Annotated in this window: 20 protein-coding genes; 9 read left to right on the plus strand and 11 right to left on the minus strand. The window is 65.7% G+C overall.

All coding sequences use genetic code 11. From position 1 onward, the window contains the following. From AruCF_RS16335 to flhD, 6 genes are all read right to left on the minus strand, one after another. A partial coding sequence (locus AruCF_RS16335; RefSeq protein ID WP_174655168.1) for an Hpt domain-containing protein occupies positions 1-419 on the minus strand: 419 nt, incomplete at its 3' end. A gap of 29 nt (positions 420-448) precedes the next feature. After that, the gene (locus AruCF_RS16340; protein ID WP_006387511.1) at positions 449-829 is read right to left on the minus strand and encodes a response regulator; all 381 of its coding nucleotides are present in this window, start codon (positions 827-829) and stop codon (positions 449-451) included. Between the two features lie 2 nt (positions 830-831). Continuing rightward, complete coding sequence (motB, locus tag AruCF_RS16345) at positions 832-1,821, minus strand: flagellar motor protein MotB (protein ID WP_049074404.1); 990 nt, start codon at positions 1,819-1,821, stop codon at positions 832-834. 11 nt (positions 1,822-1,832) lie between these two features. Next, on the minus strand, positions 1,833-2,702 hold the full coding sequence (motA, locus tag AruCF_RS16350; RefSeq protein WP_006387509.1) for a flagellar motor stator protein MotA: 870 nt from the start codon (positions 2,700-2,702) through the stop codon (positions 1,833-1,835). Positions 2,703-2,819: 117 nt separating this feature from the next. Beyond that, on the minus strand, positions 2,820-3,401 hold the full coding sequence (gene flhC / locus AruCF_RS16355) for a flagellar transcriptional regulator FlhC (RefSeq protein WP_049074406.1): 582 nt from the start codon (positions 3,399-3,401) through the stop codon (positions 2,820-2,822). Between the two features lie 31 nt (positions 3,402-3,432). Beyond that, positions 3,433-3,756, minus strand: coding sequence for a flagellar transcriptional regulator FlhD (gene flhD / locus AruCF_RS16360; protein ID WP_006219025.1), 324 nt, complete (start codon positions 3,754-3,756; stop codon positions 3,433-3,435). 429 nt (positions 3,757-4,185) lie between these two features. Here flhD and AruCF_RS16365 point away from each other — a divergent pair, with 429 nt between their 5' ends. The 5 genes from AruCF_RS16365 (at position 4,186) to AruCF_RS16385 (ending at position 10,188) form a co-directional block, all read left to right on the plus strand. Next, on the plus strand, positions 4,186-4,941 hold the full coding sequence (locus AruCF_RS16365; protein WP_049074409.1) for an RNA polymerase sigma factor FliA: 756 nt from the start codon (positions 4,186-4,188) through the stop codon (positions 4,939-4,941). Between the two features lie 203 nt (positions 4,942-5,144). Continuing rightward, a complete protein-coding gene (locus tag AruCF_RS16370; protein ID WP_049074412.1) occupies positions 5,145-6,743 on the plus strand; it encodes a methyltransferase regulatory domain-containing protein in 1,599 nt (532 codons plus the stop codon). Positions 6,744-6,955: 212 nt separating this feature from the next. After that, entirely contained in the window at positions 6,956-8,617 is a 1,662-nt protein-coding gene (locus tag AruCF_RS16375) for a flagellin N-terminal helical domain-containing protein (RefSeq protein ID WP_049074415.1), read from the plus strand. A gap of 468 nt (positions 8,618-9,085) precedes the next feature. Next, complete coding sequence (locus AruCF_RS16380; RefSeq protein WP_235432669.1) at positions 9,086-9,880, plus strand: hypothetical protein; 795 nt, start codon at positions 9,086-9,088, stop codon at positions 9,878-9,880. 113 nt (positions 9,881-9,993) lie between these two features. After that, positions 9,994-10,188: a putative motility protein gene (locus tag AruCF_RS16385; RefSeq protein ID WP_006387491.1), complete on the plus strand. Its 195-nt coding sequence runs from the start codon at positions 9,994-9,996 to the stop codon at positions 10,186-10,188. 141 nt (positions 10,189-10,329) lie between these two features. On the opposite strand, the gene AruCF_RS16390 is transcribed toward AruCF_RS16385, so the two are convergent. The 5 genes from AruCF_RS16390 to aceE all read right to left on the minus strand — a co-directional run bounded on the left by AruCF_RS16390 (position 10,330) and on the right by aceE (position 18,622). Beyond that, positions 10,330-11,238, minus strand: coding sequence for a LysR family transcriptional regulator (locus AruCF_RS16390; RefSeq protein WP_049074418.1), 909 nt, complete (start codon positions 11,236-11,238; stop codon positions 10,330-10,332). Between the two features lie 171 nt (positions 11,239-11,409). After that, positions 11,410-12,183, minus strand: a complete 774-nt coding sequence (locus AruCF_RS16395) for an SDR family oxidoreductase (protein ID WP_049074420.1) — start codon at positions 12,181-12,183, stop codon at positions 11,410-11,412. A gap of 265 nt (positions 12,184-12,448) precedes the next feature. Next, complete coding sequence (lpdA, locus tag AruCF_RS16400) at positions 12,449-14,221, minus strand: dihydrolipoyl dehydrogenase (protein WP_049074422.1); 1,773 nt, start codon at positions 14,219-14,221, stop codon at positions 12,449-12,451. 12 nt (positions 14,222-14,233) lie between these two features. Further along, the gene (gene aceF / locus AruCF_RS16405; protein WP_049074423.1) at positions 14,234-15,901 is read right to left on the minus strand and encodes a dihydrolipoyllysine-residue acetyltransferase; all 1,668 of its coding nucleotides are present in this window, start codon (positions 15,899-15,901) and stop codon (positions 14,234-14,236) included. 12 nt (positions 15,902-15,913) lie between these two features. Further along, on the minus strand, positions 15,914-18,622 hold the full coding sequence (aceE, locus tag AruCF_RS16410; RefSeq protein WP_049074425.1) for a pyruvate dehydrogenase (acetyl-transferring), homodimeric type: 2,709 nt from the start codon (positions 18,620-18,622) through the stop codon (positions 15,914-15,916). Between the two features lie 433 nt (positions 18,623-19,055). Here aceE and AruCF_RS16415 point away from each other — a divergent pair, with 433 nt between their 5' ends. The 4 genes from AruCF_RS16415 to AruCF_RS16430 all read left to right on the plus strand — a co-directional run bounded on the left by AruCF_RS16415 (position 19,056) and on the right by AruCF_RS16430 (position 24,565). After that, positions 19,056-20,810 carry a PAS domain-containing sensor histidine kinase gene (locus tag AruCF_RS16415; RefSeq protein WP_020927319.1) on the plus strand — a complete coding sequence of 585 codons (1,755 nt, stop codon included), beginning with the start codon at positions 19,056-19,058 and terminating at the stop codon, positions 20,808-20,810. Next, positions 20,807-21,433, plus strand: a complete 627-nt coding sequence (locus AruCF_RS16420; RefSeq protein ID WP_006219003.1) for a response regulator transcription factor — start codon at positions 20,807-20,809, stop codon at positions 21,431-21,433. The genes AruCF_RS16415 and AruCF_RS16420 overlap by 4 nt, the downstream gene beginning before the upstream one ends. Beyond that, complete coding sequence (gene folD / locus AruCF_RS16425; protein ID WP_083036808.1) at positions 21,430-22,281, plus strand: bifunctional methylenetetrahydrofolate dehydrogenase/methenyltetrahydrofolate cyclohydrolase FolD; 852 nt, start codon at positions 21,430-21,432, stop codon at positions 22,279-22,281. The genes AruCF_RS16420 and folD overlap by 4 nt, the downstream gene beginning before the upstream one ends. Before the next feature lie 217 nt (positions 22,282-22,498). After that, on the plus strand, positions 22,499-24,565 hold the full coding sequence (locus AruCF_RS16430; protein WP_049074430.1) for a M3 family metallopeptidase: 2,067 nt from the start codon (positions 22,499-22,501) through the stop codon (positions 24,563-24,565). Positions 24,566-24,641: the final 76 nt, after the last annotated feature.

Raw genomic sequence — 24,641 nt, forward strand, 5'->3', positions numbered from 1 at the left:
GCGGCCGCCGCGGGATCCTTATGCTCCAGGGCGAGCTGCCTCAACACCGCGCAGATGCGCTCAAACACGGCTTCATCGGGCTCTTCGGAGGCCCGGTAGGCATCCAGTTGGCTTTTGAGCACGTCTTTCGTTTCCAAGAAGATATCAATCATGTCCGTACGCAGCGCCATTTCGCCGCGACGGATCGCGTCCAGAAGGTTTTCAAGCAGATGGGTGGTGCCCGCCAGCTGGTTGAAGCAGCCGAACGTCGCCGCGCCGCCCTTGATCGAATGGGCCGCGCGGAAAATGGCATTGAGCTGTTCGATGTCGGGCGCGCCGACGTCGAGCTCGAGCAGCAACTGCTCCATTTGCGCGAGCAGCTCGTCCGCCTCGTCGAAAAAGGTCTCGTAAAACTGACTGAGGTCCAAACCAGAACTCATGACCCGTACGCCTTCATAAATGAACCTGCCTACGCGCCGGATTGCTCGTCGAGCAATTCGGACGCCAATTCCACCAGCACATCGGGATCGACCGGCTTGGACAACCAGCCGCACACACCCAGATCCCGAGCCGCCATCTTGCTGTCCACGTCATCCTCGGTGGTCAGCACCAGCACCGGCACGTCCAGGTACTGTTCCTGTTCGCGCAGGCCCTGGATCAATTGCAGGCCTCCCATCACGGGCATGTTCCAGTCGCTCACCACCAGGTCGACCGGGTGGCTTTTCGCCACTTCCAGCGCTTCCTGGCCGTTGCCAGCCGTCAATACCTTCCATCCCGCGCCCGTCAGCGTCGCCTGGACGATCATTCTCATCGTCGCCGAATCGTCCGCCACCAGAATCGTTGCCGCCATTGCTATCGAGCCCCTTCGGCGGGCGGCGTTGCCGCCGCGTCGCCTTGCTTGGTTGCCGTCGTGGCCTGGGCGGCGGCATTCACCGCCTCCACGGCCGTTCCAACCTCGCGGGCATCCTTGGCGCTGACGTCCGCGGCCGCGGCGTTCTCGTTTTCGATGCGCCGCTGGGTGCTCTGGTTGAGCACCACTAGGCTGATACGTCTATTAACGGCCGCATATGGATCATCTTTAACAAGGCTCATGCTCGAGGACAGACCCTGGATGCGCATGACCTTGCTTTCGTTCATCCCGCCGGCCACCAGTTCCTGGCGCGAGGCGTTGGCGCGATCGGCCGAGAGTTCCCAGTTGCTGTAGGCGCGCTCGCCGCGCGCGTACTGCGACGCGTCGGTATGGCCCGAGATGCTGACCTTGTTGGGCAGTTCGTTCAAAACCGGCCCCAATTCCCGCAGGATGTCGCGCATGTAGGGCTGCACCTCGGCGCGGCCGGTCGCGAACATGGGACGGTTCTGGTTGTCGATGATCTGGATCCGCAGGCCTTCGGTGGTCAGGTCGATCAGCAATTGGGGCCGGAAGCTCTTGAGCACCGGACTGTTCTCGATGACGTTTTCCAGGCGCTTCTTGAGGTTTTCCAGGCGATGCTGGTCGCGCCGCTCGGCGTCGCCCATGGGCTGGGCCTCGACCCGGTTGCCCTGGGCGCGGCGTTCGTCGCCATCGCTGCGCAGCGGGTCGCGGCCGCCGCCGGGAACCGCGCTGGTCTCGGCCGAGCTGCTGGGACCGCCGGTCAGCGCCACGCGCAGGGGCATGCGGAAGTATTCGGCGATGCCCTTGAGTTCCTCGCGCGGCACGATGCTGATCAGCCACATCACCAGGAAGAACGCCATCATCGCCGTGATGAAGTCGGCGTAGGCGATCTTCCAGCTGCCGCCGTGGTGCCCGCCGCCGTGGACCTTCTTGCGGCGGATCACCACACGGTGGTTGTTTACCGTGCTCATGGCCCGCTCCGTCAGGCCTTGGCGGTGGACTTGGTCTGCCGGACGTGTTCTTCCAGCTCACCGAAAGTCGGGCGCACCGACGAATACAGCACCTTGCGGCCGAATTCCACCGCCAGTTGCGGCGGGTAGCCGTTCATGCTGGCCAGCAGCGTGGTCTTGATGCATTCCAGCACCTTCATGGCCTCGTCCGTGCGGCGCTCGATGCGCGAGGCCAGCGGACCGACGAAGCCGTAGGCCAGCAGGATGCCCAGGAAGGTGCCGACCATGGCCTTGGAGATCAGGTCGCCGAGGATGGCGGGCGGCTGGTCCACGGCGGCCAGCGCCTTGATCACGCCCAGCACCGCGGCCACGATACCGAAGGCCGGCAGGCCGTCGGCCATCTGCCGGATCATGCTGGCGGGCACTTCGCGTTCGTGGCGGTAGGTCTCGATTTCCTCGTCCATGAGGGTTTCGATTTCGAACGAGCTCATGTTGCCGCTGATCATGATGCGCAGGTAGTCCGTGATGAACTCCATGAGCTTCTCGTCCTTGGCGATGCGCGGATACTCGCTGAAGATCGGGCTGGAGGCCGGATCCTCGATGTGCGATTCGATCGCCATCAGGCCTTCGCGGCGCGCCTTGTTCAGCAACACGTACAGAAGCGCCATCAGCTCCATGTAGACGTCCTTGCCGTAGCGCGAGCTTTTCAGCGTATCCGGCAGCGCCTTCTTGACCAGCATCAGCGACTTCTTGCTGTTGCCGGCCAGGAACGCGCCGAAGGCCGCGCCGAAGATCAGCGTCAACTCGAACGGCTGGTAGAGCGCGCCCATGTGGCCGCCCAGCGCTACGAAGCTGCCGATGACCGACACGATCACCACTAGAAAACCGATAACAATCAACACATCAGGCCCCTGCCAACGAAGTCTAAAACCGGCGTCAATGATCCCCTGTTCCCCCCGACCCAAAAAGGCGGGTTACGGGGACTTTTCCAGGGCTTTTGATGTATTTGGACGCGCCGCTCAGGAACGGGCGGCGTCTACGGCAGGCGCGGAGCGGCTGCCCGCGCGCGCCTTGGCGGCGGCGCGGGTCTTGCCGGCGCGGGGTGGCGGGCGGCAGATCGCGCACACGAAATCCGATTGCGGATCATGCGCATGGGCGATGAAATGCCCGCCACACTGGCGGCAGGCCGAAAGCTGCAGCATGCCACTGTCGAAGAACCGCACCAGCATCCAGGCGCGGGTGAAGCTCAGCACAGGTTCGGCGGATTCGGCGTTATCGACGCCGGCATTTTCGAGGTACAGGCGGTACGCGTCGATGATGGCGCGGATGCCCTTGCTGCTGGTACGCGCATTCAGGAACGAATACACGTTGTAGAAAAGCGAGGAATGGATGTTCGGCAACCAGGTCATGAACCAGTCGACCGAAAAAGGCAGCATGCCCTTCGGTGGCGAGCAGCCGCGGATTTCGCGGTACAGGCGTGCCAGGCGGTCGTGGCTGAGGCTGGTTTCCGCCTCCAGCACCTGCAGCCGCGCGCCCAGGGTGATCATGGAGCTGGCTAGCAGGATGTCATCCGCTTCCTGCGAAACGCTCTTGGTGGCCATTACACGTGTCCGAGTGGGATTCGACAGGCCGTCAGGCCAGTTCTTCAACAGGTTGCTTGGCCAGCAGGATCGTCGCGTGCGCTTGCTGCAGCGCGCCGCCCAGCACGTCGTGGGTCAGGGCGGACAGCAGGCTGTAGTCGTCGAAACGGAAACGGCACAGGAGCGAACTGGAACTGGCCAGCTTCACCAGCTGGGCCGGAGAAAGACGCATCAGGATATCGGCAACCTCGTTGCTGAAACCCAGGCGGAACATCGATGCAGCATAGTCATCGCGCAGCATGCGCTGGGCGAGAAGTAGATAGGACAGATTCACTTCACGAATATCTGCCAGCAAAGAATTTTCGACTTGTTGCACGCCCGACTCCCTATTCCCTATCCCACCGAAGGGGCTTGATAACCAAAGCATTTCGCAACATATGTTGCGCCTGCCCGCTGCATCCTGTTTTAATGCGAAATGTATCATTTGTTCGCAATTTAAGTAAAATTTACCACAGGTCATGTCATTTTCTATGACTTATATGACAAATCTTTGTTGATATTGCGCAACTTGAGACTTTAGATACACCTTGACATAGAAAGCGCTGACAAATGTACGTCAATTTGGCAAATAAGCATTCAAAACGTTGCGTGCTTTAGCGAATGAAATGCCGTCTTTTGCCGACAATGGCACCTTGCCGATCACAGAATCTTGCTAGCTTTAGCGTAGCCGCGCGTTTGTCGACAATGTCGCAAATTGACAACAACCGACAATGCGTCACGATGGACACCGCCCGACATTTCCGCAATGCCCCACGCAGATGACAGCTTGGTCGAATATGCCCCGCTAGTGCGGAAGCTGGCCCTGCAATTGCTCGCCCGGCTGCCGGCCAGCGTCGAGCTCGACGACCTGATCCAGGCCGGCATGATCGGACTGCTGGACGCCGTGCGGCGCTACCAGGAAACCGCCGACGCCCAGTTCGAGACCTACGCCACCACCCGCATCCGCGGCGCCATGCTGGACGAGTTGCGCGGCCAGGATTGGCTGCCGCGCAGCGTGCGCGCCAAGGCCCGCAAGATCGAACAGGCCATCCAGCAGCTGGAGCAACGCCTGATGCGCGCGCCGAGCGAAGCCGAGATCGCGCAGCAGATGGAAATGCCGCTGAACGAATATCAGACGCTTCTGCACGACGCCCAAGGCGTGCAGATCGTCCATTACGAAGATTTCGCCACCGAGCCCGACACCGCCTCGGGCCAGTCTGACTGGGCCGCCACGCTGAATCACGGCACCGCCGGCGGCAATCCGCTGGATTCGCTGCTGGCCGGCGATTTCCGCCAGGCCCTGATCCACGCCATCGACTCCCTGCCCGACCGCGAAAAGCTGCTGCTTTCGCTGTGCTACGAACAGGGCCTGAACCTGAAGGAAATCGGCGCGATCATGAACGTGACCGAGGCCCGCGTCTGCCAGTTGCGCTCGCAGGCCACCGCCCGCATCCGCGCCAAGCTGCGCGAGCAGGCCTGGCAGCAATTGCCCCAGGAGGGGCAGATCGCGCAGATTATCTGAGGCGAGCCGGACGCCCACCCCGTTTCGCATCAATGTCGGAACGATTTCCAGATGGATCTTCCGGCCCGGCGAAACCCGGGCTCTTTCCGCCCCTTTTCGAGCCTTCCGGATCCCCTGCCGGCTGATAGGCTGTCGCCTGCACTATTTGCCTTTGCGCGCGACCAGGCCGCCGTTGCCATGGCTGCCTCGACACGGACCCCAAGATGACCGAACCCGATCTGCTGAACCAGGCGATTTCCGACGCCTACGACGAAACGCCCTACACTTCGAACGCACTGGCGCAAACCGCCCCTGGGCATCTCCGGGCGGTTGCTCACTTATACGGATTGGACTCCGCCCCGCTGGCGACCGCGCGGGTCCTGGAGCTGGGTTGCGCCGCGGGCGGCAACCTTATCCCGTTCGCGGTGGCAAACCCGGATGCACAAGTGATCGGCATCGACTTGTCCCCGGAACAGATCAATGCCGGGCGCGAGATCGCACAACGGCTCGGACTGCGCAACCTGGACCTGCGTGCCCTCAGCATTACCGACATCGACGATAGCCTGGGCAAGTTCGACTACATCATCTGCCACGGCGTGTTCAGCTGGGTTCCTCCCGTGGTCCGCGAAGCGATTCTGCGGGTCTGCCGCGACAATCTGGCGCCCCAGGGCCTCGCGTTCATCAGCTACAACGTCTACCCCGGGTGGAAAACATCGGACATCTTGCGCGACGCGATGCAGCTGAATAGTTTCTCGGCCACCACGCCAGCCGAAAAACTGAAAAAGGCGAAGGAAATGCTTGGCCTGCTCCAGCATGGCCTGTCGCCCAATAATCTGATGCGCGAGGCAATCAGCAAGGCGGCACACACCTTGAGCCAGCAGCCGGACCACTATCTTTTCCACGAATACCTGGAAATGATCAACTCGCCCTGCTACTTCCTGGAGTTCATCGCCAGCATCCAGCAAGCGGGCCTGGCCTATGTCAGCGACGCTCAGCCCGAAGGCTCCTTCCCCTCGAATTACGGCCAGGCCACCGCGGCCGCGCTCGCCACCATGTCCGCGGACGCCGACCGCGTCATGCGCGAGCAATACCTGGATTTTGCGGTCGGCCGCCAATTCCGTCAGAGCATCCTCGTGCATGCCGAACGCGCCGACCAGATCCGGGAGAAGCCCGAGGCCAGCCACTTCTCATCGATGTTCGTTTCCGTCCAGCTGCAATCGGAAGCGGAGCGGGACCGGGCCAATCCGGGTCACCGGCATTTCCGCACGCCCGCCAACACCGGGCTGGCGACGCAGGATCCCTCGCTGATCGCACTGATCGAGACCCTGCAGGAGCAATGGCCCAACGCGATTTCGTTCGAGCAGGCCCAGACGATCGTAGGCACCAAGTCGGCTCAGAGCGGTACGGCCGCGGAACACGCAACGCTATTGCATTTGATTACATTGATGAATTGCGGGGCGCTGCGATACCGCCGCGAACCGCTCGGCTACGGCAACGACTCAGCCCGGCCCCGCCTGATTCCAGGCGCCCGCGAACTGATCATTGCCGCCAGCGAAAAGACGCTGCAGGTCGGCCACTACAACCTGTGGCACCAGTGGGTAAACCTGAGCACAGAGCCCGCCACCCGCCACGTCGCCACCCTCCTGGACGGCTCGCTGACCCAGGCTGAAGTGCGCACGCAACTGCGTGATGCGCTGACATCCGGGCGCATCCCTCATCCGGACGGGCTCGCGCTCAAGGGTGCCCGCAACGTCGATCCGGTCGCCCAGGAGTTGCTGGTACGCATCCTGGACGCCATGCGTTCTGGCGGCTTGCTTATGTAGCAATGGGCGCTTCCATTTCCCCTGCACTCCCGCAGGCTCAGGGGAAATGGAAAAAAATGCGATTTTCGTGATTTAGTCCTAAAGATTGATTTGGCACTGCCGTAATCCTGGCAACGGACGAAACTGAAATCAACAAAGTCAGTTCTTCACGTTACAGTTGGGCGGCTTAGCTGCCCGGTTTGAAGAAGCCTTTCTCTCTTGGGAGCCTAAACATGGCTGCAGTTATCAACACCAACTACTTGTCGCTGGTTGCTCAGAACAACCTGAACAAGTCGCAATCCGCCCTGGGTACCGCCATCGAGCGTCTGTCGTCCGGCCTGCGCATCAACAGCGCGAAGGATGACGCCGCCGGTATGGCCATTGCCAACCGCTTCACCGCGAACGTCAAGGGTCTGACCCAAGCCGCCCGCAACGCCAACGACGGCATCTCGCTGGCCCAGACGACGGAAGGCGCCGCCTCCGAAATCAACACCCACCTGCAGCGCGTTCGCGAACTGTCGGTGCAAGCCGCCAACGGCAGCTACTCGCAAGAGCAGCTCAACTCGATGCAAGACGAAATCAACCAGCGTCTGTCGGACATCGATCGCATCTCGCAGCAAACCGACTTCAACGGCGTGAAGGTCCTGTCGGGCAATGCCAAGCCGCTGACGCTGCAAGTCGGCGCCAACGACGGCGAAACCATCACTCTGAACCTGACCGAAATCAGCGTCAAGACGCTGGGCCTGGACGGCTTCAACGTGAACGGCACCGGCGTGACGCAAAACCGCACCGCCACCGTGTCCGACCTGCAAGCCGCTGGCGGTACCGCCGCTGGCAACGACTGGACCGTGACCACGAACCACGCCGCCGCGACCGCCGAGCAAGCTTTCGGCAAGCTGGAAAACGGCAACACCGTCGCTGTCGGTGGCACCACCTACACGTACGATGCCGCCAACGGCAACTTCACGTTCCAGAACAAGACCGCCGACGCCGCCGCCCTGACCAAGCTGGCCACGTCGCTGACCCCGGCCACCGGCACCGTTACCGGCACCTACACCAACAACGCCTCGGCTTCGTCCTCGTTCGAAGTTGATGCGACCGGCAAGCTGACCATCGGTGGCAAGGCCGCCTACCTGGCCGCGACCGGCGAACTGTCGACCAACAACCCCGGCGGCGGCGCGCAAGCCACGCTGGACGACGTCCTGACCACCACCAGCAAGGCAGCCGTTGGCGGCGCCAGCGTCTCGATCGGCGGCAAGACCTTCAACAGCAGCGGCACCGCCGGCGTCGTGACGTACACCGATACGGTCGCCAAGGATGCCCTGCTGGCCACGTTCAAGGCCGGCGCTGCTGGCAGCACGATCAACCTGGGCCAAGGCATCACCGCCGCCACCCTGACGTTCACGACCGGCACCTCGACCGACACGTGGGTTGACGGTTCGGGCAACTTCACCCGTACCCAGAACTACGACACGACCTACACCGTCGACCCCAACACGGGCAAGGCCACGGTGAAGGGCGGCACGGGCACGGGCGACTACGCTCCGAAGGTCGGCGCTACCGCCTACGTCAACTCGTCGGGCAAGCTGACCACGGAAACGACCAGCAAGGGCGGCAAGACGTCCGACCCGCTGAAGACGCTGGACGCCGCCTTCACCAAGCTGGACAAGCTGACGGGCGAACTGGGCGCTGTGCAGAACCGCCTGGAATCGACCATCGCCAACCTGAACAACGTCGTGAACAACCTGTCGTCGGCCCGCTCGCGTATTCAAGACGCGGACTACGCCACGGAAGTGTCGAACATGTCGAAGGCTCAGATCCTGCAACAGGCTGGCACCTCGGTTCTGGCGCAAGCCAACCAAGTGCCGCAAACCGTTCTGTCGCTGCTGCGTTAATCCGCCGCAACGCCTGACGGTTGGGCGGGGCGTGCCGCAAGGCCTGCCCCACTCGCCTCCCGCACCGGGTGCCTGACACCCGGTCGTAAAACAAGCCGGCGCAAGCCGGCTTGTTTGCATTCGTGCCCCCCAAGTCCACCCCGAGGCCGACGGCAGCGCGCCATTACGCCGCGACATGGACACTCTTGGCGCCTCATCCCCACACATCTTCCGTGCCGGCCACATTTGCCGCGGTTGCCCGCGCGATGGATCGCCCCTGCGCGCCCGCCCCACGAATGGCCCGGGCTTCCAAGCGATCGTGGAAGGAGGCTTTTTGCCACCTTCTCGCTTTTTTGAGACGCGCCACGCCCCTTCATAATTGCCCTCGCACGCTTTTGTATCTATATTTTTCGTAATATGACCACCACGCCTCCCGATCCACTCGCTACGCGGCATGACGGCACCACGGATCAAGATGACCAGGCGCCGGTGGATCCCCACACCCAGCGCCTGCGCGAAGAGAACCGCGCCTTGCGCGAACTGCTGGCCGCGCAGGTCCAGGCGTCGATTCCGCGCCCTCCCGGCCCGCTCAAGCGGCTGGGCTGGTGGCTGATCAGCGCGCCTGGCGCCGCGCTGGTCGGCTGGCGCAGCCTGCTGGGGCGCGAACACGCCGCGCCGATCACCGGCAAGCGGGTGGGCTACGCCACCTTGACCGTGCTCTATACCCTGGCAATCTATGGCGCCCTGGTGCTGCTGGTGGTGTCATGCAGTACGCCCAACGCGGGACGGTCGGGCGCATCCGCCGCCGGCCCGATGCGCGTGCCGTTGGCGCCGCTCGACGCGGGTCCGGCTCCCCTGCGGCAACCCGGCGCTACCGCGCGGCCCGACGCCGCGCCGCCGCCCCCCGCCCCCACGCCGACCGTGCAAGAACATGCGTCCGGGCCCGCCTCGACACCGCAGGACGCCGCGACACCGCGGGACGACACGCCGGCGCCGGGGCGCACGGACGCCCCCAGCCCGGCGGCGACAACGCCCTCCGCCTCGGCTCGCGAAGCCGCGACGCCGCATGCGACCGCCCCGGCCTTGCCCAAACCCACGTTGCGCATCACCGAGATCCCCGCCGAAAATCCACACGCATGGGTCGACAACCTGAAAGCCGAACTGGCGCGCTGCGCCACGCTGGGCTTTTTCGAGCGGCCCGACTGCGCCTGGGCCGCCCGCAAGCAATACTGCGGCCAGAACCAGGGCTGGGGCGCCGTCAAGGAATGCCCGGCCCAACCCTGACGCCGCGCAATTTTCGTCCGAGAATTCCACCGCGATGCGGTGAAGTACGCGATAATCACGCATAATCCGTTCGTTCCGGACACCGTCCGGCAAGCCTCACAGGACTTCCCGCCATGGATCTTTCCGTCAGCAACACCGTGAATACCGGCCTGGCCATGCGCGACGCGCAACTGATGCAGGAAGTCCAGGCGCGCGTCACCAAGAAGGCCATCAACGCCCAGGCCGACACCGTCGCCACGCTGATGCAGTCACTGCCGGTGGTCGCCATCGACGGCAAGATCGGCACCCGCATCAATACGCAGGCGTAAACCGCGCCGACGCGCGCGGCAACGATTGCCGCGCCCAGCCCTTCTTCGGCCCGCTTCTTCGGCCCCTTCTTCGGCCCGCTTCTTCGGCCCCTTCTTCGCCCCTCCCTCTTCACGCCTCCCTGCCCGCCCGGGCTCGCGCCGTCAGGCCTCCAGGTGCCTGCGCATCAGTTCCTCGAACCACTCCAGAAAAACCGCCAGCCGGCGTGAGCGTTGCCGCCGGTGCGGATACAGCAGCGCCACCGGCATGGAAGCGGCGCGGTGCGCTGGCATGACTTCCACCAGTTCGCCGGCGTCCAGCAGGTGCTGCACGTCGAAGCGCGGAATCTGGATCAATCCCAGGCCCGCCAGGCAGCAGGCGATATAGCTTTCGGCATTGTTGACCACCACCCGGCTGGGCACCGTGATGGCCTGGCGGTCGCCGTCGCCGGCCGCCACCTCCCAGGGCAATTCGCGGCCGGTGGTCGGTGAAGCGTATCCCACCATCCAGTGATCTGTCAGCAGCGCGTCCGGCGCCCGCGGCTCGCCCTGCTCACGCAGGTAGGCGGGGCTGGCGCAGTTGACCAGGGCGATGTTGCCCAGCGGCCGTGACACCAGGCTGCTGTCATGCAGCGCGCCGATGCGCACCGCGCAATCGACGCCTTCCTGGATCAGGTCGATGGCGCGGTCGCTGGACCCCAATGCCAGTTGCAGCCGGGGATGACGCCGCAAAAGGCCGGGCAACGCAGGCGCCACCAGGCGGCGCGCAATGCGGCTGGGCACGTCGACGTTGAGCCGCCCGGAAACCTGGCGCTGGCTCTGCTGGAACAGGTGGTCAATGTCCTCGACCTCGGCCAGCAACGGCCGGACCCGTTCCAGCAATTGGGCGCCGTCGGCGGTCAGGCGCACCTGGCGTGTGGTCCGGTGCAGCAGCCGCGCGCCCAACTGGGCCTCGAGCTGCTGCACGGCGGCCGAGACCGAGGCGCGCGGCAGCTCCAGCGCGTTGGCCGCCTTGATGAAGCTGCCCATCTCCGCCACCTGCGCGAAGACGCGGTACTGTTCGAATCTGTCCATGCTCCCCCGGGAGTCCCCCAGCGCCAGCGGCACGACGCCGCCCGTGACAGCATAGCCGGTTCGCGGGACATCGCAGGCACGGGAAATGGCGCCCCCGCCAGGCAGGCCGGGCCAGACCCACGCGACCTCGAATCGCGGGGGCCAGGCGCCCCCCCCGGGCGGCCTGGCCGGTTACTTGGTGGTGTAGCCGCCGTTGATCAGGATGGTCTGGCCGGTGATCCACCAGCCGTCGCTGACCAGGTGGCGGATGAACGGCACCACGTCCTCGATGTCGGTCAGGCCGGTCTTGGAGAATGGCGACAGCGCGGCGGCGGTCTTGTGGTACGCCACGGCGTCGGCGCCTTCGGCCGGATAGAAGAACGGCGTGTCCATCGGGCCGGGGCCGACGGCCGTCACCGAGATGCCGCGCGCGCCGAACTCCTTGGCGGCCGCGCGCGTGTAGTGCTCGACCGGCGCCTTGGAGCCGGCATAGGCGGCGTAGAACGGCGTGAATGCACCAAGCAGCGAGGTCACCAGGGTGCAGACCTTGCCATTGTCGTTGACGTGGCGGCCGGCCTCTTTCAGGAAGAAGAACGCCGACTTGGCGTTGACCGCGCTCATCTCGTCGTATTCGGCTTCGCTGATTTCGGTCAGCGGCTTTTTTAGCACCTTGCCAACGGTGTTGATGGCGATGTCGGGCCGGCCCACCGCCGCGACCGCGTCGGCGAACAGTTTCTCGATGGCGCCGGCCGTGGTCAGGTCGGCCTGGAATGCCACGCCCCGGGCGCCGGCGGCCTGGATCGCGGCCACGGTGGCGTCTGCATCGGCCTTGGACGCGGCGCTGTTGTAGTGGATGGCGACGGCCTTGGCGCCCTGTTGCGCCAGGTCACGCGCGATCAGGCCGCCCAGGTTCTTGGCCCCGCCGGCGATCAGGACGACTTTGCCCTTGATGGAATGGTCTGCCATGGAAAATCTCCCGCATGTGTGTCGATGGAGATTCGATTCTAGGCAGCGGCGGGGCCGGGATCAGCCGGGCATGGCCGGATTGATTATCCAGAAAAACGTCCCAATGCAGAACCTGTGCGGCGCCGGCGCCGCAGACATCCGGGGCGGACCGGCAGGATCGGATGGCTGCCGATCCGCGCGAGCCGCAATGAAAACAGCCCGAAGGCCGGGAGGCGCTTCGGGCTGCGGTGCCTGCGTCCGGGTGCAAGATCCGGCCAGCCAGGGTTTACTTCTTCTTCATCGGCGGCAGGTCGGTGCACACGCCTTCGGCCACTTCGGCCGCCATGCCCACCGATTCACCCAGCGTCGGGTGCGGGTGGATGGTCTTGGCGATGTCGATGACGTCCGCGCCCATTTCCACGGCCAGCGCCACTTCGCTGATCAGGTCGCCGGCATGGGTGCCGACGATGCCGCCGCCCAGGATGCGGTGCGTCTCGGCGTCGAACAGCAACTTGGTGAAGCCTTCGTCGCGGCCGTTGGCGATGGCGCGGCCGGAAGCGGCCCACGGGAACACGCCCTTCTCGACCTTGATGCCCTGCTTCTTGGCTTCGTCTTCGGTCAGGCCGACCCACGCCACTTCCGGATCGGTGTAGGCCACCGACGGAATCACGCGGGCGTCGAAGAACGACTTCTGGCCGGCGGCGGCTTCGGCCGCCACGTGGCCTTCATGCACCGCCTTGTGCGCCAGCATCGGCTGGCCGACGATATCGCCGATGGCGAAGATGTGCGGCACGTTGGTGCGCATCTGGCGATCGACCTCGATGAAACCGCGGTCGGTCACGGCCACGCCCGCCTTGTCGGCGCCGATCTTCTTGCCGTTGGGGCTGCGGCCCACGGCCTGGAGCACCAGGTCGTAGCGCTGCGGTTCCTTCGGCGCGCCCTCGCCCTCGAAGGTGACGTAGATGCCGTCTTTCCTGGCTTCCGCGCCGACCGTCTTGGTCTTGAGCATGATGTTGTCGAAGCGGCCGGCGTTCTTCTTCTGCCAGACCTTGACCAGGTCGCGGTCGGCGCCCTGCATCAGGCCGTCCAGCATTTCCACCACGTCCAGGCGCGCGCCCAGCGTGGAGTACACCGTGCCCATTTCCAGGCCGATGATGCCGCCGCCGATGATCAGCATCTTCTTGGGGATTTCACGCAGCAGCAAGGCGCCGGTGGAATCGACGATGCGCTCGTCCTGCGGCAGGAACGGCAGCTTCACCGACTGGCTGCCGGCGGCGATGATGGCCTGCTTGAAGCGCAGGGTCTGCGACTTGCCGTCGGCGCCCTTGACCGCCAGGTGGTTGGCATCGGCGAACTCACCCACGCCCGTCACCACGGTCACCTTGCGCGCCTTGGCCATGCCGGCCAGGCCGCCGGTCAGCTTGGCGACCACGCTGTCCTTGTAGCCGCGCAGCTTGTCCAGGTCGATCTTGGGTTCGCCGAAGCTGATGCCGTGGGCGGCCAGCTCGCGCGCCTCGTCGATGATGGCGGCGTTGTGCAGCAGCGCCTTGGACGGGATGCAGCCCACGTTCAGGCAGACGCCGCCCAGCGTGGCGTAGCGTTCGACCAGCACCACGGACAGGCCGAGGTCGGCGGCGCGGAAGGCGGCCGAATAGCCGCCGGGGCCCGCGCCCAACACCAGCATGTCGTACTCGGCGTCGGCCGAGCCCTTGAAGGTCGCGGCGGCGGGGGCCGCGGCGGCCGGCTTGGCTTCGGCCTTGGGGGCCTCGGCCTGCGGCGCGTCGGCCTTGGGCGCTTGCTTGGCGGCCGGGGCGGCCTCGGCCGCCTCGACTTCCAGCACCACCGAGCCTTCGGCGACCTTGTCGCCGACCTTGACGCTGATGGACTTGACCACGCCGCCCGTGGAGGCGGGGATTTCCATCGAGGCCTTGTCGGACTCGACCGTGATCAGGCTCTGTTCGGCCTTGATCGTATCGCCCACGGCGACCAGCACTTCGATGACTTCGACTTCCTTGAAGTCACCGATGTCCGGCACTTTGATTTGAACGGTATTGCTCATAGGGCTCCCCGTTTACAGCGCGATGCGGCGGAAGTCGGCCAGCAAGGCGCCCAGATAGGCGTTGAAGCGGGCAGCGGCGGCGCCGTCGATGACGCGGTGGTCATAGGACAGCGACAGCGGCACGATCAGGCGCGGCACGAACTGCTTGCCGTCCCAGACCGGCTTGTGCGACGAACGCGACACGCCCAGGATGGCCACTTCGGGCGCATTGATGATGGGCGTGAACGAGGTGCCGCCGATGCCGCCCAGCGACGAGATCGAGAAGCAGCCGCCCTGCATGTCGGCCGGCGAGATCTTGCCTTCGCGCGCCTTCTTGGACAGGTCGGTCATTTCCTGGGCGATCTGCAGGATGCCCTTCTTGTCGGCATCGCGGATCACCGGCACCACCAGCCCGTTGGGCGTGTCGGCGGCGAAGCCGATGTGGTAGTACTGCTTGAGCACCAGGTTGTCGCCATCCAGCGAGGCGTTGAACTCGGGGAACTTCTTCAGGGCCGCGACCACGGCCTTGATCAGGAAGGCCAGCATCGTGACCTTGATGCCCGACTTCTCGTTTTCCTTGTTCAGCGTGACGCGCAGCGCTTCCAGGTCGGTGATGTCCGCTTCGTCGTTGTTGGTGACGTGCGGGATCATGACCCAGTTGCGGTGCAGGTTCGCGCCGGAGATCTTCTTGATGCGCGACAGCGGCTTGGCTTCGACCGGGCCGAACTTGGTGAAGTCGACCTTGGGCCACGGCAGCAGGCCCAGCGCGGCGCCATCGGCCGAGCCACCGGCGGCGGCCACCGGGCCGGCGGCCAGCGCCTGCTTGACGAAACCGCGCACGTCGTCGGCGGTGATGCGGTCCTTGGGACCGGTGCCCTTGACCTTGCTCAGGTTCACGCCCAGTTCGCGGGCGAACTTGCGCACCGACGGCGAGGCGTGCGGCAGCTGGCCGGGCTTGAGGTTGGCGTCTTCCAGCGCGGCGGCGGGAGCCGGACGCGAGCCGGCGGCGGGCGTGGCCGGGGCGGCGGGCGCTTCCGCCTTGGCGGCCGGGGCTTCCGACTTGGCCGGCGCAGCCTCGGCCTTGGCGGCCGGCGCGGCGGCGGCGGGCGCGCTGCCCTCCACCACGACCACGACCGAGCCCTTGGCGACCTTGTCGCCGACCTTGACCTTCACTTCCTTGACCACCCCGCCCTGCGAGGCCGGGATCTCCATCGAGGCCTTGTCGGACTCGACGGTGATCAGGCTCTGCTCGGCCTTGATGGTGTCGCCGACGGCGACCATGACTTCGATGACTTCCACTTCCTTGAAGTCGCCGATGTCCGGCACTTCGATCTCGACCGGACCGCTGCTGGCGGCCGGCGCGGCAGCCTCGGCCTTGGCGGCGGGCGCGGCGGCGGCGGCGGCGGCCTGCTTGGGGGCTTCGGCCTTGGGCGCTTCCTTGGCGGCCGGGGCGGCGGCATCGGCCGCTTCGACCTCCAGCACCACCGAGCCTTCAGCGACCTTGTCGCCGACCTTGACGCTGATGGACTTGACCACGCCCCCGGTGGAGGCGGGAATTTCCATCGAGGCCTTGTCGGACTCGACGGTAATCAGGCTCTGCTCGGCCTTGATCGTGTCGCCCACCGCCACCAGCACTTCAATGACTTCCACTTCCTTGAAGTCGCCGATGTCGGGAACCTTGATTTGCACGACGTTGCTCATGTCTCTTTACCCTCAGGCGTATTGCGGGTTGGCTTTGTTCGGGTTGATGCCGTACTTCTTGATGGCTTCGGCCACCTTGGCAACCGGCACCTTGCCTTCGTCGGCCAGCGCGCGCAGCGCGGCGACCACGACGAAGTGGCGGTCCACTTCGAAGTGCTCACGCAGCTTGGCGCGGAAATCCGAACGGCCGAAACCGTCGGTGCCCAGCACCTTGTATTCGCGGCCCTTGGGCACGAACGGACGGATCTGGTCCGCAAACAGCTTCATGTAGTCGGTCGACGCGATGATCGGGCCTTCCGTCTTGGCCAGCTGTTCCGTGACGTAGGCCACCTGCGGCTTCTTCTCGTCGGGGTGCAGCATGTTGTGGCGCTCGGCGTCCAGGCCGTTGCGGCGCAGTTCGGTGAAGCTGGTGACGCTCCACAGGTCCGAGGCCACGCCCCAGTCGGCTTCCAGCAGTTCCTGGGCGGCCATGACTTCGCGCAGGATCGTGCCCGAGCCCATCAGTTGCACGCGGTTCTTGCCCTTGCCGTGCGACTTGAGCTTGTACATGCCCTTGATGATGCCTTCCTCGTCGCCGGCGGTCAGGCCAGGCTGCGGGTAGTTTTCGTTCATCACCGTCAGGTAGTAGTAGACGTTTTCCTGGTCTTCCACCATGCGCTTGAGGCCATGCTGGATGATCACGGCCAGTTCGTGGCCGAAGGTCGGGTCGTACGAGACGCAGTTGGGGATGGTCGAGGCCAGGATGTGGCTGTGGCCGTCTTCGTGCTGCAGGCCTTCGCCGTTGAGCGTGGTGCGCCCGGCGGTGCCGCCCAAGAGGAAGCCGCGCGCCTGCATGTCGCCGGCGGCCCAGGCCAGGTCGCCGATGCGCTGGAACCCGAACATCGAGTAGTAGATGAAGAACGGGATCATGATGCGGTTGTTCGAGGAGTACGACGTGGCCGCCGCGATCCACGAGCTCATCGCGCCCGCTTCGTTGATGCCTTCCTGCAGGAGCTGGCCGTCGGCCGCTTCCTTGTAGTACATGACCTGGTCCTTGTCGACCGGGACGTACTTCTGGCCTTCCGGCGCGTAGATGCCGATCTGGCGGAACAGGCCTTCCATGCCGAAGGTGCGCGATTCGTCGGCCAGGATCGGCACGACGCGCGGACCCAGTTCCTTGTCGCGCAGCACCTGGTTCAGGATGCGCACGAAGGCTTGCGTGGTGGAGATCTCACGGCCTTCGGCGGTGGGTTCCAGCACGGCCTTGAAGGCGTCCAGGCCCGGGGCCTTGAGCTGCTCGTCGGCCTTGGCGCGGCGGCGCGGCAGGTAGCCGCCCAGCGCGGCGCGGCGCTCGTGCAGGTACTTCATTTCGGGCGAGTCTTCCGCCGGCTTGAAGTACGGCAGGTCGGCCAGCTTGTCGTCCGGGATCGGGATGCCGAAGCGGTCGCGGAATTCGCGGATCGAGTCCAGTTCCAGCTTCTTCTGCTGGTGGGTCGGGTTCTTGGCCTGGCCCACGTGGCCCATGCCGTAACCCTTGATGGTCTTGGCCAGGATGACGGTCGGCTGGCCTTCATGCTTGGAGGCGGCGTCGAACGCGGCGTAGACCTTGTGCGGATCGTGGCCGCCACGGTTCAGGCGCCAGATGTCTTCGTCGCTCATGCGCGACACGGCTTCCAGCAGCTTGGGGTGCTTGCCGAAGAAATGCTCGCGCACGAACTTGCCGTCGTTGGCCTTGTACGCCTGGTACTCACCGTCGACGGTTTCTTCCATGATCTTGCGCAGGATGCCTTCCTTGTCGTGCGCCAGCAGCGGATCCCAATAGCCGCCCCAGATCAGCTTGATCACGTTCCAGCCCGAACCGCGGAAGTCGCCTTCCAGTTCCTGGATGATCTTGCCGTTGCCGCGCACCGGACCGTCCAGGCGCTGCAGGTTGCAGTTGATGACGAAGATCAGGTTGTCGAGCTTTTCACGGGCCGCCAGGGCGATGGCGCCGAGCGACTCGGGTTCGTCCATTTCGCCGTCGCCGCAGAATACCCAGACCTTGCGCTTGCTCGTGTCGGCGATGCCGCGGGCGTGCAGGTACTTGAGGAAGCGGGCCTGGTAGATGGCCATCAGCGGGCCCAGGCCCATCGACACCGTGGGGAACTGCCAGAAGTCCGGCATCAGCTTCGGATGCGGGTACGAGGACAGGCCCTTGCCGTCCACTTCCTGGCGGAAGTGGTTCAGCTGGTCTTCGGTCAGGCGGCCTTCGAGGTAGGCGCGGCCGTACATGCCGGGCGAGGTGTGGCCCTGGAAGTAGACCAGGTCGCCGCCGTGGTTTTCGTTCTCGGCGTGCCAGAAGTGGTTCTGGCCGCAGCCGATCATGGTGGCCAGCGAGGCGAAGGAGGCGATGTGGCCGCCCAGGTCGCCGCCGTCCGGCGGGTTGTGCTTGTTGGCCTTGACCACCATGGCCATGGCGTTCCAGCGCACGTACGAGCGGATGCGCGATTCCAGTTCCAGGTTGCCCGGATGCGCCGGCTCCAGGCCGGGCGGGATCGTGTTGACGTAAGCGGTGTTGGGCGAGAACGGGATGTGGGCGCCGGAACGACGGGCTTCGTCGATCAGGCGTTCCAGCAGGTAGTGCGCGCGCTGCGGTCCTTCGCGATCAAGGACTGCCGCCAGGGCTTCGAGCCACTCCTGGGTTTCTAGGGTGTCTTCGTCGTTGGCAGCCTGCACGGCGCCAGCCTGGGCGAAAGAGGACATCGTGTGTCTCCTGTTGGGGTTCGTTCGTGACCGCACCCGCTTATTTATCTACTCGCGGACATGCCATGGTAGCCGGGATCATCCGGGCTACCATGCCATGCATGGGTCGGGGTGTTGTGCTAGAGACCAGCTACTCGGGAGCGGTTTCCCTATCAGCCGGCATTCTAAGAAAGAAGATTAACCGGTCGCAAGGAAAATTTCATGTTGCGGTACGGCATTTCATAATGTGAAAATATGAATGGGAGCTGAAAAGAATAGAAGGCACTTTTTTAGCCCATCTCCCTTCTGACGGGCTTGATTCCCGGCAATTCCCCGCCGACACGCACTAAAATGCCCCCCACGCCGCGCCTTCGGCTTGCTGCCCCAGCCGGGGCGTTTTCATCTTGAGGCGGCCCGGCGACGAAAAATGCCCGGCCTATCCGGCCCAAACTACATGTCCAGCGCGCCCAAGTCCAATATACCCACGCCGTTCCACGACCACGCCCGCACGCGCCGCCGCGGGGTGTACTGGGTCACGCCCGCGATGGTGCTGATCCTCTATATCTGTGTGATGGGGGTGTTCTTCTGGCTGCAGCGCATCCATGACGACAGCGTCATGTTCGTGACCATCGACCAGGAAATGCGGCAGCAGCGCCTGATCTGGGTGGTGCTGGCGCTGTCGTGCGTGATCGTCATCAGCCTGCTGATGCTGTGGCGCTATACGCGCTTCCGTTCCGCCGCCGAGGCCGCCCTGATCGCCGAGACCGGTTTCCGCCGCGCCATGGAGAACTCCATGTCCACCGGCATGCGCGTGCTGGATATGGAGGGCCGCATCGCCTACGTCAATCCGGCCTTCTGCCGCATGATCGGCTGGAACGAGGCCGACCTGATCGGCCGCAGCCCGCCCTTCCCCTACTGGGTGCCGGGCCGCCATGAACAGCACCAGCACACCCTGGACGTGCTGATGTCCGGCAAGACGCCCAGCAGCGGCCTGGAAGTCGAGGCCCAGCGCCGCGACGGCTCGCGCTTCACGGCGCGCATGTACGTGTCGCCGCTGCTCGACCCCAACGGCAACCAGATCGGCTGGATGACGTCGATGACCGACATCACCGAGCCCAAGCGCATCCGCGAGGCCCTGACCGCCGCGCACGAGCGCTTCATGACGGTGCTGGAAGGCCTGGACGACGCCATCTCGGTCACCGCCGACACCCACGACGGCCTGGAGCTGCTGTTCGCCAACCGCACCTACCGCCGCGTGTTCGGCGCCCAGACCGGCGGCCACGACGAGCTGCTGGCCGGCCGCCGCGGCCGCTTCACGGATGAATCCGTGGAAGTCTTCGCGCCCTCGGTGCAGCGCTGGTTCGAAGTGCACCACCGCATGCTGGCCTGGACCGACGGCCGCCGCGTGCGCATGCAGGTGGCGCGCGACATCACCGAGCGCCGCACCCACGAAGAGGCCTCGCGCGTGCAGCAGGAAAAGATCCAGCTCACCAGCCGCCTGACCACCATGGGCGAGATGGCCTCGTCGCTGGCGCACGAACTGAACCAGCCGCTGACCGCCATCGCCAACTACAGCATGGGCGCGGTGGCCCTGGTCAAGGCCGGCCACACCAGCCCCAACATGCTGCTGCCGGCGCTGGAGAAGGCCGCCTCGCAGGCCGAGCGCGCCGGCAAGATCATCAGCCGCATCCGCGAATTCGTGAAGCGCAGCGAACCGCGCCGCCAGCGCGTGGCGATCGGTCGCATCGTCGACAACGCCATCGGTTTCGCCGAGATCGACGCCCGCAAGCGCCGCATCCGCATCGACAGCTTCGTGCCGTCGAACGCGCCGGACGTGCTGGCCGACCCGATCCTGATCGAACAGGTGCTGCTGAACCTGCTCAAGAACGGCCTGGAAGCCATGGAAAAGAGCGAGTCCGACGAGCTCAAGGTGGCCGTGATCCTGCACGAACAGCACATCGAGGTCGCGGTGGTCGACCGCGGCCATGGCCTGGCCGAGCCGGAGCGCCTGTTCGAGCCCTTCTTCAGCACCAAGACCCAGGGCCTGGGCATGGGACTGAATATCTGCCGTACCATTATCGAATCGCACCACGGCCGCCTGTGGGCGGACCCGAACCCCGCCGGCGGTACTATTTTCCGCTTTACCCTGCCCTGCGCTGCGTCCCAGACGCAGGCCCAGAATGATCAGTCCGAGGAGTTGCACGCATGAACACGCCCCACCTGTCGAGCACGGTATTCATTGTTGACGACGACGAAGCGGTCCGCGATTCGCTGCGCTGGCTGCTTGAAGCCAACGGCTACCGCGTCCGCGCCTACGCCAGCGGCGAGTCGTTCCTGGAAGACTACGACGCCAGCCAGATCGGCGTGCTGATCGCCGACGTGCGCATGCCCGGCATGAGCGGCCTGGAACTGCAGGAACAGCTGATCGCCCGCAACGCCCCGCTGCCCATCGTCTTCATCACCGGCCACGGCGACGTGCCGATGGCCGTGTCGACCATGAAGAAGGGCGCCGTCGACTTCCTCGAGAAGCCGTTCAACGAATCCGATCTGCGCGAAATCGTGGCGCGCATGCTGGAGCAGGCCACGCAGCGCGTGAGCAAGCACCAGGCCCAGAAAGACCACGAAGCCATGCTGGCGCGCCTGACCGCGCGCGAGCAGCAGGTGCTGGAGCGCATCGTCGCCGGCCGCTTGAACAAGCAGATCGCCGACGACCTCGGCATCAGCATCAAGACCGTCGAAGCGCACCGCGCCAACATCATGGAAAAACTTGAAGTGACCACCGTTGCCGATCTCATGAAAGTGGCCCTGGCCAAACCCGAGGCACACGCATGACCGCTAGGATCATCGACGGCGCCGCCCTGTCGCAGCGCATTCGCGAAGAAGTCGCCCAACGCGTCGCCACCCTGGCCGCCAAGGGCACCCGCCCCGGCCTGGCCGTGGTGCTGGTGGGCGAAGACCCCGCCTCCCAGGTGTACGTGCGCAACAAGGTCGCGGCGTGCGAGAAGGCCGGCCTGCATTCCGTCAAGGAACAGTACCCCGCCGACATGACCGAGGCCGAACTGCTGGCCCGCATCGACAAGCTGAACCGCGATCCGTCCATCCACGCCATCCTGGTGCAGCTGCCGCTGCCCAAGCACATGGACGCGCACAAGGTCATCGAAGCCATCGCCGCCGAGAAGGACGTGGATGGCTTTCACGTCAGCAACGCCGGCCTGCTGATGACCGGCCAGCCGCTGTTCCGCCCCTGCACGCCCTACGGCGTGATGAAGATGCTGGAATCGGAAGGCGTGGCCCTGCGCGGCGCCGAGGCCGTGATCGTCGGCGCCAGCAACATCGTCGGCAAGCCCATGGCCATGCTGCTGCTGGCCGCCGGCGCCACCATCACGATCTGCAACTCCAAGACCCGCGACCTGGCGGCCCAGACCCGCCGCGCCGACGTGCTGGTGGTGGCCACCGGCAAGCCCGGCATGATCGACGGCTCGATGATCAAGCCCGGCGCGGTCGTCATTGACGTGGGCATCAACCGCGGCGCCGACGGCAAGCTGTGCGGCGACGTCGACTTCGCCTCCGCCAGCCAGGTGGCCGGCGCCATCACCCCCGTGCCGGGCGGTGTCGGCCCCATGACCATCGCCATGCTGCTGGTCAACACCGTCGAAGCGGCGGAACGGGCCGCGGCCTGAAGACCGGTCCCGCGCCCCGCCGTGGCACCCCTGTGGGTTTGTCCCGCGCCCTTCCGGGGGCCGGGGGCAAACCCACAGTCGTCTCTGGACCCGCCGCGCGGAACCGGGCGCGCCCAGGGCCGGCCCTTGCTTTTCGGCCTGCCGCCCCAACCTGATCCTTATGCCTGCCGGCGCGCTCGCTTGCTGCCCGCCCTCCTCTCACGCTATTGGTAACACCATGACCCAGAATCCCTTGCTCGCCCCCGTCTCAGAACTGGTCGACTACCAGGCGGTCAAGCCCGCCCACGTGGTGCCCGCCATCGAGGAACTGCTGGGCATCGCCCGCCAGGCCGTGGACCGCGCCGCCGATCCGGCGCTGGCGCCCACCTGGGAAGCCGTGGTCGAGCCGCTGGACACCGCGTCCGAGCGGCTGTGGCGCGCGTGGTCGGTGGCCGGCCACCTGAACGCCGTGGTCAACACCCCTGAACTGCGCGAGGCCTACAACGCCGCCCTGCCCCTGGTGACCGAGTTCTCGACCTGGGTCGGCCTGCACGAAGGCCTGTACCAGCAGTACCAGCGCCTGGCCGCCGCGCCCGATTTCGCCTCGTGGTCGCCGGTGCGCCGCCGCATCGTCGAGATGGCGCTGCGCGACTTCCGCCTGAGCGGCGTCGAACTGCGCGGCGCCGACCGCGAGCGCTACGCCGCGATTTCCGACCGCGAAGCGCAGGCCTCGCAGAAATTCTCCGAGAACGTGCTGGACGCCATCGACGCCTGGTCGCTGCTGATCGAGGACGAGGCCCGCCTGGCCGGCATTCCCGCCGACGTGCGGGCCGCCGCGCGCGCCGCCGCCGAGGAAGACGGCAAGCCGGGCTGGAAGCTGACGCTGAAGATGCCCTGCTACCTGCCCGTCATGCAGTACGCGCAGGACCGCTCGCTGCGCGAGGCGCTGTATCGCGGCTACGGCACGGTGGCGTCCGAACAGGGCGATGCCCGGTTCGACAACTCGCCCCTGATCGAGGAACTGTTGTCGCTGCGCGCCGAGGAATCCACCCTGCTGGGCCTGGGCACCTTCGCCGCGCTGCGCCTGCAGACGCGCATGGCGCGCGACGCCAAGGAGGTCACCGCCTTCCTGCGCGACCTCGCCGCCCGCGCCAAGCCCTACGCCCAGCGCGACCTGGCCGAGCTGAAGGCCTACGCCGCCGCCGAGCTTGGCCTGGCCGAGTTGCAGCCGTGGGACGTGGCCTATGCCTCCGAGCGCCTGCGCGAGTCGCGCTACGCCTACTCCGAAGACGAGGTGAAGCAGTACTTCACCGAGCCGCGCGTGCTGGCCGGCCTGTTCGAGGTCATCGAGACCCTGTTCGACGTGCGCCTGGCCGAAACGCCGGTGTCGTCGTGGCATGCCGATGTGCGCGGCGTGCGCGTCGAAAGCCCCCAGGGCGACCTGATCGGCTACCTCTACCTGGACCTGTACGCCCGCGCCGGCAAGCAGAGCGGCGCATGGGTCGACAGCGAGCGCACCCGCCGCGTGGTCGCCGGCCGCGTGCAGACGCCGATCGCCTACCTGACCTGCAATTTCTCGCGCCCCAACGGCGACCGCGCCGCCGTGCTGACGCACGACGACGTCATCACCCTGTTCCATGAAACCGGCCACGCCCTGCACGCGCTGCTATCGGAAGTGGACGAGCCCGGCGCCGCCGCCTTCGCCAGCGTCGAGTGGGATGCCATCGAACTGCCCTCGCAGTTCATGGAGAACTTCTGCTGGGAATGGGCGGTGGTGCAGAAGCTGTCGGCCCACGTCGACAGCGGCGAGCCGCTGCCGCGCGCGCTCTACGACCGCCTGGTCGCGGCCCGCAACTACCAGAGCGGCATGCAGACCGTGCGCCAGATCGAGTTCGCGCTGTTCGACATGCTGATGCACGACCGCGCCAAGGGCGCCAGCATCAGCGAAGTGCTGGCCCTGCTGCAGGAAGTGCGCGCCGAGGTCGCGGTGCTGTTTCCGCCGGCCTGGCATCGCCTGCCGCATGCTTTCTCGCACCTGTTCGCGGGCGGCTACGGCGCTGGCTACTACAGCTACAAGTGGGCCGAGGTGCTGTCGGCCGACGCCTACGAGGCGTTCGAGGAAGCCGCGGCCAGGCAGGCCGGCAACGCCCTGGGCACGCTCGATCCGGCCACCGGCGCGCGTTTCCGCCGCGAAGTGCTGGCCGTCGGCGGTTCGCGTCCCGCGGCCGAGTCGTTCGCCGCCTTCCGCGGCCGCGCCCCGCGCATCGATGCGCTGCTGCGCCACAGCGGCATGAGCGCGGCCTGATCCGTCCGCGCACCGCCCCGGCCCGCCTGATCAGCGGGCCTTTTTTGTCGCAGGGCCGCCCCAAGGCAAAAATGCC

It is taken from the genome of Achromobacter ruhlandii (genome assembly GCF_002082135.1).
Lineage (GTDB): Bacteria > Pseudomonadota > Gammaproteobacteria > Burkholderiales > Burkholderiaceae_B > Achromobacter > Achromobacter ruhlandii.